The following is a 13721-nucleotide window of genomic DNA, read 5'->3' as shown; positions in this document are numbered from 1 at the left end:
AGTGCGGTAAACAGATGGCTGATACACGCCCCTGGGCGATATTTTTGATGGGGCCTACTGCCGCTGGAAAAACCGACGCGGCAATAGCGCTCCACGAGCAGTTAGGTCACGAGCTCATCAGCGTGGATTCCGCCATGGTCTACCGGGGAATGGATGTGGGCAGCGCTAAGCCCAGCGCTGAGGAGCTTGCGCGGGCACCTCATCGGCTGATTGATATTCGCGACCCTGCCGACCCTTACTCCGCGGCAGATTTTCGTGAAGACGCCCTGCAAGAGATGCGGCAAATCAGCGCGGCTGGGAAAGTGCCGCTGCTGGTAGGCGGGACGATGCTTTACTTTAAACGCTTAGTGGAAGGTGTCGCGAACCTGCCTGCTGCGGATGCCGCCATTCGTGAACAGCTTGAAGCGAAGCGACAAGCTGAAGGCTTAACGGGCTTGCATCGCGCACTCGCTGAAGTGGACCCGGCTTCGGCGGCGCGTATACATCCTAATGACCCCCAGCGGCTAATGCGGGCTTTGGAAGTGTTTTACGCCAGCGGACGCCCGATGAGCGAGCTGTGGGCCGAGCAGCAGCCGGAAACCTTTCCATGGCGGGTGTTGTCAATAGCGTTAGCGCCTGACGATCGTAAGCTACTTCATCAGCGTATCGCTCAGCGCTTTGAAACAATGTTGAATGAGGGCTTGATAGATGAGGTGGCCGCCCTCAGAAAGCGTAATGACATTCATCTTGGCTTGCCATCGATGAAGAGTGTTGGCTACCGTCAGGTGTGGGAGTATTTAGACGGCGCTTACGATCAAGGTGAGCTGGTGTCACGAGGGGTGATTGCCACTCGACAGCTTGCTAAGCGTCAGCTCACTTGGCTACGTAGCTGGCCGTCACTTAACTGGATAGACACTCAGCAGCCGGACGCATTGGATAAGCTTCTGAAATTCGTGCGTGACAGCGGTGCTTAGCGTAAGATAGTGATTTCGTAAGCAAGTGTTTTCGAGTGGCCGGCGAGCGCTTTTGACACACCGGGCCTTTCGGGCAACAAGATTGCGGCGTAGCACCAGTAGGGCACGCCATTTGATAACCAACCCCAACGACAGTTTTAGGGAGAGCAACATGTCCAAAGGGCAGTCCCTTCAAGACCCGTACCTGAACATCTTGCGCAAGGAGCGCATTCCGGTCTCTATTTTCCTGGTAAACGGCATTAAGCTGCAGGGCCAGATTGAATCGTTTGACCAGTTTGTCATCTTGTTGCGCAATACCGTCAGTCAGATGGTTTATAAACACGCTATTTCCACGGTGGTGCCTTCGCGCAATGTGCGTCTGCCGGCACAAGACCCTTCAGCACCTGATGCTGAAATCTAACACCGCTGGATAGCAAGAGAGTCCACGAGGTATTGATTGTTTTTTGAACGCCCAGAAGCCGGTGAAACGGCAGTTCTTGTTCACGTAGACTTCTATGATGAGCAAGCACGTGAAGACCCGGGTGAGTTCTTGGAGCTCGTGCGCTCTGCTGGCGCAGAGCCCGCGACATTGCTCACAGCTAGCCGACAGCGGCCTGACTCCCGTACGTTTATTGGGTCAGGTAAGCTGGAAGAGCTGCGGGCAATGCTCGCAGCTCATCAAGCAGAACTGGTCATCTTCAACCACAGTTTAAGTCCCTCTCAGCAGCGTAACCTTGAGCAAGAGCTCAAGTGCCGGGTACTGGATCGTACCGGTCTGATACTTGATATTTTTGCTCAGCGGGCACGAACACATGAAGGTAAGCTGCAAGTAGAGCTTGCCCAGCTTGAATATATGTCCACACGCCTAATTCGTGGCTGGACACACCTTGAGCGTCAAAAAGGCGGCATTGGTCTGCGCGGCCCTGGCGAAACACAGCTAGAGACTGACAGACGCCTGCTGCGGGGCAGAATTAAGTCCATTCATAAGCGGCTGGATAAAGTGCGCAGCCAGCGAGAGCAGAACCGCCGTGCGCGTGCGCGGGCAGAAATCCACAGCGTTTCGCTGGTTGGGTATACCAATGCGGGTAAATCGACGCTGTTTAACGCGTTGACGAGCGCAGAGGTTTACGCAGCGGACCAGCTATTTGCTACCCTGGACCCAACGCTTCGTCGACTTGAAATCGAAGACGTTGGCCCAGTTGTAATGGCAGATACCGTGGGCTTTATTCGCCACTTGCCTCATAAACTTGTGGAGGCCTTTCAGGCGACGCTGCAAGAAGCGGCTGAGGCGACTTTGCTGGTGCATGTCATTGATGCAGCCGACCCCGATCGGGAGCTTAACGTCGAGCAAGTGGATAATGTACTGAAAGAGATCGGGGCAGATAACGTTCCGGTTCTTAAAGTCATGAATAAAATCGACAAGCTGGACAGCGCCCCGCGCATTGAGCGCGACGGTCACGGTGTGCCTGAAGTGGTATGGTTATCTGCCCAACAGGGTAACGGTTTAGAATTGCTGCATGAAGCGCTGACCGAGCGTCTGGCTAATGATGTGATTGGCTTTTCGCTGACCTTGTCGCCGGAGCAGGGCAAGTTGCGTGCGGGTCTGCATGAATTAAATGCCGTTCGCGAAGAAAACTTTGATGAGCAAGGGCGCTCCGTATTGGATGTGCGTTTGCCCAGGCGCGACTTTAACCAGCTGATGGCTCAGTTAGGCGAGCGTGCCAATACCTATTTACCAGAAGCATTACGCGAATCTGACGAATGGTAGCCCATCAAGTACCAAGGCCATAGCTTCAGGCTGTGGCAGTATGGTACAAGATTGATATAGCAATAATATCAAAAGCACCCGGCCTTGCATGAATACAAGGCAAAGTGCAGGTGAACACCTTAGTGGAGACGAAGTATGGCCTGGAATGAGCCTGGTGGTGGCAACCAGCACGACCCCTGGAGCGGTGGTGGCCGACGCGGTAATAACAGCGGCGGTGATCGCGGCGGGGACAATGGTGGTGGCAATAACGGCAATAAAGGTGGCAATAACCAAGGGCCACCTGACCTTGACGAAGCGCTGAAAAAATTCCAAGACAAGCTTAATGGCATGCTTGGCGGCAGCGGTAAAAAAAGCGGCGGTGGTGGCAGCGGTAAGAGTGGTGGTGGTAAGCCGCGTAACTCTTTCGCACTGCCTGGCCTGCTGGTTATTGTTGCCCTAGCCATTTGGGCGGCGTCTGGTTTCTACTTGGTCGACCAATCTGAGCGTGGCGTTGTGCTGCGTTTCGGTGAGTATCAAGGCATTGTCGAGCCAGGCCTGCAGTGGAACCCGCCGTTAATTGACGACGTGCGGATGGTGAACGTCACCCGCGTTCGCTCTGTCTCTCAAACGCAATCCATGCTGACCCGCGACGAGAACATCGTTGAAGTGGAGATTTCTGCACAGTATCAAGTGGCTAACCCGCGTGATTTCGTACTTAACGTACGTGACCCGGCGCTGTCGATTGAAAATGCGTTGGATTCTGCTTTGCGTCACGTAGTGGGTGGAACGGATATGATTGATATCCTGACCTCCGGCCGTGAGATTCTGGGTAGCTCTGTTGCTAGTCGTCTGCAAACGTACCTAGACGCCTATGGCGCTGGTATTCGTCTGCAAACCATTAACATCGAATCAACGTCCGCACCTGCGCCGGTCATTGATGCTTTTGATGACGTTATTCGTGCTCGTGAAGACCGTCAGCGCACCATCAACGAAGGTATGGCGTACGCCAACGCGATTATTCCTGCCGCCCAGGGTCAAGCCCAGCGTGTGGTTGAGCAAGGTCAGGGTTACCGCGAGTCCGTCGTTGCCGAAGCGCAAGGTCAAGCTAACCGCTTCAATGCGTTGTTGACCGAATACCGCAATGCGCCGGAGATCATGCGTGAGCGTATGTACTTGGATGCGATTGAGGAAGTCTTTGGTAATACGCCCAAGGTGCTGTTGGATGTGAGCGAAAACGCCCCGTTGATGTACCTGCCGCTCGACCAGATGCGCGGCAACAGCGGCGACGGCAGCTCAGCGTCCTCTAGCAATAGCAGTGACAGCAGTGGCGAGGAAATTGACCCACGCGTGCTGGAGTCGCTGCGGGGTAGTCAGAGCAGCTCCTCATCGTCGTCTAGTAACAACCCTATCCGCAGGGAGGGCCGCTAAATGATTAATAATCGATCCCTGCTTATCGTAGGTGGCTTAGCCGCCGTGGCGTGGCTAGCAAGCAACAGCCTATACGTAGTAGATGAAACCGAACGTGCGGTGAAGCTGCGTTTTGGTGAAGTTATCGAAGAAAACATCCAGCCGGGTTTACACGCCAAAATTCCGATTGCTCAAACAATTCGCAAATTTGACACCCGTTTGCTGACGCTGGATACCGATACCAGCCGTTATCTGACCCTTGAGCAGAAAGCGGTGATCGTAGACTCCTATGTGAAGTGGCAAGTGATTAACCCCACTCGTTACTACGAAGCGACCGCTGGCGATGAGATGATGGCGATTCGCCTGATTCAACCGCGAGTGGATGAGAGTCTGCGTAACGAATTTGGTCGGCTGAATCTGCAGGAAATCATTGCCGAGCGCCGTGATGACCTGATGACAGGGCCTACCTCAGAGCTTGACGAGTTGATGCGCGAAGAGCTTGGCGTAGCGATCCGCGATATCCGCATCAAGCGTATCGACTTGCCAGAAGATGTCTCTGCCGCCGTATTTGAGCGTATGCGTTCAGAGCGGGAGCGTGAAGCCCGTGAATGGCGCGCACAGGGTCAAGAAGAGGCCGAGCGCATTCGTGCTAACGCCGACCGTCGTCGCCAGGTTCTGCTTGCTCAAGCGAACGAGCGCTCTGAAACCTTGCGTGGTGAAGGTGACGCCGAGGCAGCTGCGATCTTCTCCCAGGCTTACGGCCAGGATCAGGAGTTTTTCGCTTTCTGGCGCAGTCTAAACGCCTATCGTGAAAGCTTCTCTGGTGATGGCAACCTGTTGGTGCTAGAGCCGGATAGCGATTTCTTCCGCTACCTGCGCAGCTCAGTGCCCAGTAGCGCTGAGTAATGGCGCTTGAACCCCGTTAAGCGGTGCGCTTGGCGGGGTTCATCTAGCGTATAAACGTGATAGACTTTATCTACCGGGCGTCGCCCGGTTTTTTTGTGGCCCTCGTTTCGTGAACGTTTCCACGCAACGCCTTGTGAGGCTTTGGGTGGCGTCGTCAGAAAGGGCCTTCATCGTCTCGCAGGATTGTTCACATGACCATCGCTGACCGCTGGCTATTGCCCGACGGCATGGATGAGGTGCTGCCGCCTCAGGCAAGCCGCATGGAAGAGCTGCGCCGTGCGCTGCTTGATCTTTACCATTGCTGGGGCTACGACCAAGTAATGCCGCCTCCGGTGGAGTTTTTGGACTCCTTGCTGACAGGTACCGGCACCGATCTCGACCTCCAAACGTTCAAGCTAACCGACCAGTTAACGGGCCGCATGATGGGGGCCTCCGCTGATGTCACGCCTCAAGTGGCGCGAATGGACGCACATTCGTTAAAGCGCCAAGGCCCTGTGCGGTTGTGTTACTGCACCAATGTGCTGCGTGCCAAAGCTGACCAACACCAGGGCGGCCGTAGTCCGGTTCAGGTGGGAGCCGAGCTGTTTGGTCATGCAGGCTTAGAGGCTGATAGTGAAATCATCCACTTAGCATTGGCAAGTCTACATGCGGCGGGCGCTGATGAAATTCACCTGGCGTTGGGCCACATTGGTATTTACCGTAGCCTTGTAGAGGCCGCTGCACTCAGCGATGAGCAAGAGCGTGCGCTATTTGAGGCCTTGGCGTTAAAATCACCGGGTCAGCTAGCAGAGCAAGTGAACGCCAGTGTGCGCGATCCTGTGCTGGCCGATATGCTGATGGCCCTGGGTGAGTTACATGGCGATGCCAGTGTATTGGCCCAGGCCCGCGAGCGGTTTGCAGGTGCCCCTGCACCGGTCATGGCGGCACTTGATCAGCTCGAAGCGCTTTATAAAGGCGTTCTGGCGCGCTTTGATGTCTCGCTCTATTTTGATCTGGCAGAGCTGCGCGGCTATCAATACCACACCGGTATGATGTTCGCGGCTTACGTGCCGGGTTATGGTCATGCGCTGGCCAAAGGCGGGCGCTATGATGATACCGGTCGTGCGTTTGGCCGTGCACGGCCTGCCACCGGCTTCTCGATGGACCTGAAACAATTGGCATCGCTGGCGTTGGCATCACCCAGCCGGGGTGCGGTTTGGGCGCCTGCCCAAGAAGAAGAGTCGCTTAACGCTGCCATTGTGGCGCTGCGTGAGCAGGGTGAACGCGTAATTCAAGCGCTGCCTGGGCAGCGTACTGGGCCGGCGGAGCACAGCTGTGACCGCCGTCTTGAGTTTATCGATGGTCGTTGGCAGACAACGGCCCTGACACAAGAGACGAGTGCATAATGGGTAAGAATGTCGTAGTCCTGGGTACCCAGTGGGGTGATGAAGGCAAAGGCAAGATCGTTGACCTGCTCACTGAATCCGCCTCTGCTGTGGTGCGCTTCCAAGGCGGCCATAACGCAGGCCACACGCTGGTCATCGACGGTGAGAAAACCGTTCTCCACCTGATTCCTTCAGGCGTGCTGCGCCCTGGTAAAACTTGCGTGATTGGCAACGGCGTGGTGCTCTCGCCGGAAGCGCTGATCAAAGAGATCCGCGAGTTGGAAGCGAAGGGCGTGCCCGTGCGTGAGCGCCTGCGTCTTTCTCCGGCGTGCCCGCTGATCCTGCCTTACCATGTGCGTCTAGACCAAGCGCGTGAGAAAGCCCGCGGTGTTGCCAAAATCGGTACTACTGGTCGTGGTATTGGCCCGGCGTACGAAGACAAAGTGGCTCGTCGCGGCCTGCGTTTGGGCGATATGCTTCATCGCGAGCGGTTTGCCTCCAAACTGGGTGAAGTGCTCGACTATCACAACTTTGTACTGGTGAATTACCACGGTGAGCCGGCGGTAGACTTCCAGGAAGTGCTGGATAGCGCCATGCAAATGGCCGAAGAGCTGCGCCCGATGGTATGCGATACCGTCAGCATGGTGCATGACCTGCGTAAGGCGAACGAAAATATCCTGTTTGAAGGTGCTCAGGGTTCGCTGCTGGACATCGACCACGGTACTTACCCGTACGTCACCAGCTCAAACACCACCGCTGGCGGCACGGCCACCGGTTCGGGTGTAGGCCCGCTGTACCTTGATTACGTGCTGGGTATTACCAAGGCTTACACCACCCGCGTAGGTTCCGGCCCGTTCCCCACAGAGCTGTTTGACGACCACGGCCGTCACCTGGCTGAGCGCGGACACGAGTTTGGTGCTACCACTGGCCGCCCGCGCCGCTGCGGTTGGTTCGATGCGGTGGCGCTGCGTCATGCCGTGCAAATCAACTCTGTCTCCGGCATCTGCCTAACCAAGCTTGACGTGCTGGACGGCTTGGAAAATATCCGTGTGTGTGTCGGCTACCGCAGCAAAGACGGCGACGTGCTGGATAACCCGGTGGATTCTGAAGGCTATGAAGCGGTTGAGCCGCTTTATCACGATCTGCCGGGCTGGAAAGAGTCAACGTTGGGCGCGAAGAAGGTGGAAGACCTGCCTGCTAACGCCCGCGCCTACATCAGCTTCCTGGAAGAACAGGTAGGCACCAGCATCGACATTATTTCTACCGGTCCAGATCGCGTAGAAACCATCGTTTTGCGTAACCCGTTTGAAGGTTAAGCACTGATTGGCAGCGATGTTATCGGCTAGGTCCGATTAAAAGAAGGGGTGGCTTTGCCGCCCCTTCTTTATTAAAACTCGATATCGCATTAAAAATCGATGCCACGACGGGCCTGCAGGCCGTTGTTGAAGGCGTGGCGCACCTCCTGCATCTCGGTCACTGTATCTGCCATGGCGACTAGCTCGCGGTGTGCATTACGCCCAGTGATAATCACCGTTTGCTCTTTTGGCCGATGAAGCAGCGCGTGTTTAACGGTCTCAATATCTAAATAGCCAAACTTCAGCATGTAGGTGATTTCATCCAACACCACTAAGTAGGTGTCTGGGTCTGCCAACATTTTCTCGGCTTCCTGCCATACTTCCTGACAGGCAACGGTGTCTGCTTCACGGTTTTGGGTATCCCAGGTAAAACCCGTGGCCATAATAGCGACGCTCAGGTTAGGGTCTTCTTCTAGCCGGTTGCGCTCACCGCACTCCCATAAGCCTTTAATAAATTGCACCACGCCCACTTTATATCCATAGCCTAGCGCGCGCGTAACGGTTCCCCAGGCGGCCGTGGTTTTGCCTTTACCATTGCCGGTATTCACCAGCAGTAGGCCGCGCTGCTCGGTGGCTTGGGCGACTTTGTCATCCACCCGTGCCTTTAGCTTTTCCATTGACGCTTTGTGGCGGGCATCACGATCGCTCATTATGTCTCCTCGGTTATTGGATTAAGGTGCTGTATCACCGTGCTGTGCCAACGTACTTTGTCACCGCGCTATGTCAGCAGAGTACGCCAGCGAGCGGTAATTTAACATCGCTGAGCAAAGCATTTGTATAACTTTTGAGATGGTCTGAGATCATGTTGCAAAGGGAGTGTTCAACTTTTGCCAAGAGAATTGGCCGGTAGGGTGCTTGCTGCTCTAGAATAATGGGTCATGTCTTGCCAGGAACGTTGTCATGCCCTCATTTGATATTGTGTCAGAATTTGATCAGCACGAAGCCGCTAACGCGGTTGACCAAGCGAATCGTGAAGTACAGTCGCGGTTTGATTTTAAAGGCGTGGATGCCAGCTTTGCTTTAGAAGGCGATAAAGTACAGTTGGAAGCTGAAGTGGATTTCCAGCTCAAGCAAATGCTGGATGTATTGCGCAACCGCCTGATTGCACGCGGTATCGACGCTCGCTGCATGGATGTGAAAGATGCGATGCTATCAGGCGTGAAAGCGCGCCAGGAAGTGGTCCTAAAGCAGGGGCTTGATCAAGCGGAAGCCAAAGATGTGGTGAAGCGTATTAAAGCCAGTAAATTAAAGGTTCAGGCCCAGATTCAGGGTGAAAAAGTGCGCGTCACAGGTAAGAAGCGTGATGACTTGCAGAGCGTAATGGCGCTGTTGCGCGCAGAAGAGGGGCCCGACTTGCCGCTGCAGTTTGATAACTTCCGCGATTAACGATCATAAGAAATATTCATTGAGTAGCGCGCTGTTTGCGCTATTCGACTACTTAAAGCTTACAGGAGTCTCGCACTATGTCTGATCCGCAGCCGGTTTATTTAAGCGACTACCAGCCGCCCGCCTACCAAGTAACCCATACCGAGCTGACGTTTGATCTTGACCCCACCGCGACCCGTGTTAAAGCACGCCTCACCGTAGAGCGCCACGCCAGTGCTGAACAAACCGCGCCGCTGGTGCTGAACGGCGAACACCTGACGCTGCACGCGCTCGCGATTAACGGCCAGGCGCTCGCTGAGGCCGATTACCAGCTCACCGATGAGACGCTCACAATTCCCAGTGTTCCGGCAGCGTTTACCCTGGAGAGCGAAGTCGAGATTTCTCCTAGCAGTAACACTGCCTTAGAAGGGCTGTATCAATCGAACGGCATGTACTGCACGCAGTGTGAAGCGGAAGGATTTCGCCGCATCACCTATTACCCTGACCGCCCGGATGTCATGGCCACGTTTAAGGTCACTGTGATAGGTGATGCGCAGCAGGAGCCGGTGTTATTAGCGAACGGCAACCCGGTTGATCAGGGCACTGTAGAGAGCGGCCGACACTTTGTTACTTTGGAAGATCCGCACCCCAAGCCTTGCTATCTTTTTGCGCTGGTGGCAGGCGATTTAACCAAGGTCGAAGATCACTTCACCACCATGAGCGGCCGCCATGTCACGCTGCAGCTGTGGGTGGAGCAAGAGAATCTCGATAAGACCGACCATGCGATGGCGTCGCTGAAGCGAGCAATGACATGGGATGAAGAAACTTACGGCCGCGAGTACGACCTTGATCTGTTTATGATCGTCGCGGTGAATGACTTCAATATGGGGGCAATGGAGAACAAAGGGCTAAATATCTTTAACTCTGCCGCTGTGCTGACTCACCCAAATACCGCCACCGATGCGGCGTTCCAAAACGTTGAAGGCATTGTGGCGCATGAATATTTTCATAACTGGTCCGGCAACCGCGTTACCTGCCGCGACTGGTTCCAGCTCTCTCTTAAAGAGGGCTTTACAGTTTTCCGCGATCAGTGCTTCTCAGCGGATACCAACTCTGCGCCTGTGAAGCGCATCCAAGACGTCTCGTTTTTCCGCACCGCTCAGTTTGCCGAAGATGCCGGCCCCACGGCACACCCCATCCGTCCAGACCACTTTATTGAAATCACCAATTTCTACACCCTAACGATTTATGAGAAAGGGGCAGAAGTGGTGCGTATGCTGCGCAATTTGCTGGGCTGGGAGGCATTCCGCCGCGGCTCGGATCTCTATTTCGAACGTTTTGATGGCCAAGCCGTAACGATTGAAGACTTCGTTGGCTGCATGGCCGAGGTGTCTGGCATTGATCTAGGCCAGTTTATGCGCTGGTACTCCCAGGCAGGCACGCCGGAAATTGATGCGCACGGCGAGTACGACTACGCCCACGCTGAGTATCATCTTACCCTGCGTCAGCGCACCCCAGCGACTCCAGGTCAGCCTGATAAGCACCCGCTGCATATTCCTGTGCGCATGGGCTTGGTGGGCACTAAATCGGGTCAGGATCTTACCCTGACGCTTGAGGGGGAGAAGCTCGGTAAAGACGCCGTTATTCACCTTACTGACGATGAGCAAACCTTTGTGTTCACCGATGTGGCAGAGGCGCCGGTTCCTTCACTGCTGCGTGATTTCTCTGCCCCTGTGAAGCTTCACTTCCCTTACTCACGGGAAGATCTCGCTTTCTTGTTAACCCACGATAGTGATGGCTTTAATCGTTGGGATGCCGGTCAGCGCTTGGCGATGCTGGCTCTGGACGATCTTATTGCTGCCCACCGCAACGGTGTAGAAAAGGTCATGGACAGCCGCGTTGTGGAAGCGTTTAGGGCGTTGCTGACCTCTTCCATGGACGATAAAGCGGTGCTGGCAGAAATGTTAACGCTGCCATCGGAAGCCTATATCGCCGAGCAGCAGCCGATTGTGGATGTGGACGCGATCCACGCCGCGCGTGAATTTGTGCGTCAATCACTGGCACTGGCGCTCCGTGATGAGTTCCTTAGCGTGTACAACGCTAATGTTACCGAAGAGCCGTATGCGCCGACTGCTGAACAAATTGCTCAGCGAAGCCTCAAAAATATTGCGCTGTCCTATCTAGTGTCCATTGAAGACGCAGAAAGCATCGCGCTGTGTGAAGCGCAGTTTGCGGCTAATCACAATATGACAGATGTGCGTCATGCGCTGACACTGCTAGTGCATAGCGACCGCGATGATTTGGCGACGCCAGCGCTAAAAGCATTTGGAGAAAAGTGGGCGCACGATCCGCTGGTGATGGATCAGTGGTTTACGATTCAAGTCACTCGCCCGCAGTCGGACGTACTGGAGCGCGTGCAGTATTTAATGCAGCACCCGGCGTTCTCAATGAAGAACCCCAACAAAGTGCGTGCACTGATTGGCGCATTTGCCCAGAACCGCGTGAACTTCCACCGGTTGGATGGCAAAGGCTATGCGTTGCTGGCAGACGTAGTGATTGAGCTGAACCGTCTGAACCCAGAAATTGCCGCGCGGCTCGTCACTCCGTTAACTCGCTGGCAGCGGTTTGATGAAGTACGCCAGCAGCTGATGCGTGCGGAGCTAGAGCGGATCAAGCAAGAGCCGCTATCGTCAAATGTATTTGAGGTCGTCGAGAAAGCGCTGGCCTAAGCTGATGCCAGCGAATTAACCATGGAAAGGGAAGGCGCCGGTGAAAGATTCACAGCAGCGTTATTTACTGATTATCAACGGTAAGTCTGCCGGAAATCCGGCGCTACGCGACGCCGTTGAAGCGCAACGTAAGGCAGGGATGCCCATCATCGTTCGCGCAACCTGGGAAGGCGGCGACGCCGCTGAATTTGCCGCCCAGGCGGTCGAATTAGGAGCCACCCGAGTCATTGCCTGCGGTGGCGATGGCACCGTCAACGAAGTCGTTAACGGGCTGATGCGCATTCCCCACGACCACCGGCCTGCGTTAGGGGTTGTGCCCTTGGGCAGTGCCAATGACTTTGCTAACTCGGTCGGTTTGCCGCTTGAGCCACAGGAAGCCTTAGCGGCCGCGGTGAGCTTCAGTGCCTCGCCAATTGACGTGATCCGAATGACTGCTGACGCTAATGGCGAACAGGAGTTGAGTTACTACGTCAACATGACCACTGGTGGCTTTGGGGCAGAAATTACTTCCTCCACGCCTAAAACGCTCAAGCGTATGTTGGGGGGTGGTGCCTATTCACTCATGGGGGCGCTCAAAGCCTGGCGGCATCGCAGCTATCGCGGCACCTTACATTGGAGTGATGACGAGCAGGCGGCTTCGCTGCTGCTGTTAGCCTTAGGGAATGGGCGTCAGTCGGGCGGGGGGCAGGTGCTGGCACCCAGAGCCAAATTAGATGATGGGCGCCTCGACGTGCTGTTGGTGAAGGATTTTCGCTCGGTGTTTGAGCTGCCCGCGTTGCTCGCTGAATTGCAACAGTTCCCCGTTGAAGGGCGCTATGTACGCTACTTCACAGCCAGCCAACTGACGGTCACTACCCAGCCTGACGACGACCCGTGGCCACTTACCTTAGATGGGGAAGCCAAGCGCTATGATCGTTTTAGTGCTGAGGTCGTGCCGCTGGCGCTCAAAGTATTGCTGCCTGAAGGCTGTACGCTGCTGTCTGCTAACGACCGCCATTGAACATATATTTAGCTGTAAGGAGCATCGCTCAATGACTAACCGAATTTGGATGCCTGTGCTGGCCAGCATGGCGCTGTTGCTCAGCGCATGCGGAGATAGCCAGGAAGAGGCCACGGTCGCTCCTGAGGAGTCACCTGCAACAACCGACCAAGCTAGCGAGCCTGCCGCAACGGCAGATGAGCCGCTTGCCGAACAGCCCGCTGAGCGCGAGAGCGACACCGATACCGCAGAAGAAGCCGCTCCCTCAGAGATGCCGTCGCCGAGTGAGGTAGAAGACGATATTGAGGCTAGCCAAGCGGCTGAAGAGCTAGAACAAGCGGAAGCCATACGTGAGGAAGGCACCGATACCAGCGCGGCGATGCCCGACGAAACACTGCAAGCTGATGCCGAGACGCTTGCAGCCGACCCTGAGGAAGCGCTGGATGAAGCCAGTGCCATGCCCGGTGAAACCACACGCTCTGATGTGGATGAGGTGATTGCTGAAACAGAGCGTCGTTTTGAAGAGGCGCAGCGTCAGCTTGAGCAACAGTACCAGGAAATTGAGCAGCAGACGCCTGAGCTTATGCCCATGGATAGCGATCCGATTGAGCCAAGTTGGGAGCGCGAGAGCAGCCTGCCTGATAGCCCTCAACAGGAAGGAGAGTTGGGAGCAAGGGACGTAGACGCATTAATTGAAGATACCGAGCGTCAGTTTGAAGAGGCTCAGCAGCGTCTCGAAGAGCAGTTTCAATCACTGGAGAGTGAGCAGCCCGCCCAAGGCTCGACACCAGAGAGTGATGATGAGTTAACCCGAGAAGAAAGTACGGAAGAGTCACCATAAAAAAAGCCCGCCTTTGGCGTAATGCCAGTCAGTTAAGCCTGACTGGCTTTTTACTCACCGCATATTTCTGTGGTCGTGCCCGGACAGCACGCGGGT

The 13721-nt window shown here is 55.3% G+C and carries 12 protein-coding genes; 11 read left to right on the top strand and 1 reads right to left on the bottom strand.

The annotated features are described in order from the left end of the window. Nucleotides 1–14: 14 nt before the first annotated feature. From miaA to R0J87_RS11115, 7 genes are all read left to right on the top strand, one after another. On the top strand, nucleotides 15–953 hold the full coding sequence (gene miaA, locus R0J87_RS11145) for a tRNA (adenosine(37)-N6)-dimethylallyltransferase MiaA (RefSeq protein WP_498886167.1): 939 nt from the start codon (nucleotides 15–17) through the stop codon (nucleotides 951–953). A 151-nt stretch (nucleotides 954–1104) separates the two neighbouring features. Continuing rightward, the gene (gene hfq, locus R0J87_RS11140; protein ID WP_159342598.1) at nucleotides 1105–1353 is read left to right on the top strand and encodes an RNA chaperone Hfq; all 249 of its coding nucleotides are present in this window, start codon (nucleotides 1105–1107) and stop codon (nucleotides 1351–1353) included. 36 nt (nucleotides 1354–1389) lie between these two features. After that, nucleotides 1390–2700 carry a ribosome rescue GTPase HflX gene (hflX, locus tag R0J87_RS11135; RefSeq protein WP_404463268.1) on the top strand — a complete coding sequence of 437 codons (1311 nt, stop codon included), beginning with the start codon at nucleotides 1390–1392 and terminating at the stop codon, nucleotides 2698–2700. Nucleotides 2701–2835: 135 nt separating this feature from the next. Continuing rightward, nucleotides 2836–4107: an FtsH protease activity modulator HflK gene (hflK, locus tag R0J87_RS11130; protein ID WP_404463267.1), complete on the top strand. Its 1272-nt coding sequence runs from the start codon at nucleotides 2836–2838 to the stop codon at nucleotides 4105–4107. Further along, entirely contained in the window at nucleotides 4108–4992 is an 885-nt protein-coding gene (gene hflC, locus R0J87_RS11125; protein WP_404342212.1) for a protease modulator HflC, read from the top strand. Between the two features lie 191 nt (nucleotides 4993–5183). Further along, complete coding sequence (locus R0J87_RS11120) at nucleotides 5184–6377, top strand: ATP phosphoribosyltransferase regulatory subunit (protein ID WP_498886165.1); 1194 nt, start codon at nucleotides 5184–5186, stop codon at nucleotides 6375–6377. Continuing rightward, nucleotides 6377–7672 (top strand): adenylosuccinate synthase, encoded by a 1296-nt coding sequence (locus tag R0J87_RS11115; protein WP_404342208.1) that lies wholly within the window; start codon nucleotides 6377–6379, stop codon nucleotides 7670–7672. Before R0J87_RS11120 ends, R0J87_RS11115 begins: the two co-directional genes overlap by 1 nt. 89 nt (nucleotides 7673–7761) lie before the next feature. Here the strand turns inward: R0J87_RS11115 and cobO are convergent, their stop codons facing one another. Then, nucleotides 7762–8361, bottom strand: coding sequence for a cob(I)yrinic acid a,c-diamide adenosyltransferase (cobO, locus tag R0J87_RS11110; RefSeq protein WP_404342206.1), 600 nt, complete (start codon nucleotides 8359–8361; stop codon nucleotides 7762–7764). A gap of 250 nt (nucleotides 8362–8611) precedes the next feature. Here cobO and R0J87_RS11105 point away from each other — a divergent pair, with 250 nt between their 5' ends. From R0J87_RS11105 to R0J87_RS11090, 4 genes are all read left to right on the top strand, one after another. Then, nucleotides 8612–9097, top strand: coding sequence for a YajQ family cyclic di-GMP-binding protein (locus tag R0J87_RS11105; protein WP_404342204.1), 486 nt, complete (start codon nucleotides 8612–8614; stop codon nucleotides 9095–9097). A gap of 77 nt (nucleotides 9098–9174) precedes the next feature. Beyond that, nucleotides 9175–11805: an aminopeptidase N gene (gene pepN / locus R0J87_RS11100; RefSeq protein WP_498886163.1), complete on the top strand. Its 2631-nt coding sequence runs from the start codon at nucleotides 9175–9177 to the stop codon at nucleotides 11803–11805. Between the two features lie 40 nt (nucleotides 11806–11845). Next, the gene (gene yegS / locus R0J87_RS11095; RefSeq protein ID WP_498886161.1) at nucleotides 11846–12805 is read left to right on the top strand and encodes a lipid kinase YegS; all 960 of its coding nucleotides are present in this window, start codon (nucleotides 11846–11848) and stop codon (nucleotides 12803–12805) included. 31 nt (nucleotides 12806–12836) lie between these two features. Continuing rightward, nucleotides 12837–13625: a hypothetical protein gene (locus tag R0J87_RS11090; RefSeq protein ID WP_498886160.1), complete on the top strand. Its 789-nt coding sequence runs from the start codon at nucleotides 12837–12839 to the stop codon at nucleotides 13623–13625. Nucleotides 13626–13721 lie beyond the last annotated feature (96 nt).

It is taken from the genome of Halomonas sp. SIMBA_159 (assembly GCF_046536035.1).
Taxonomy (GTDB): Bacteria; Pseudomonadota; Gammaproteobacteria; order Pseudomonadales; family Halomonadaceae; genus Vreelandella; species Vreelandella venusta_A.
The sequence above is the reverse complement of the archived record's forward strand: the minus strand, read 5'-3'. Positions and strand labels throughout refer to the sequence as shown.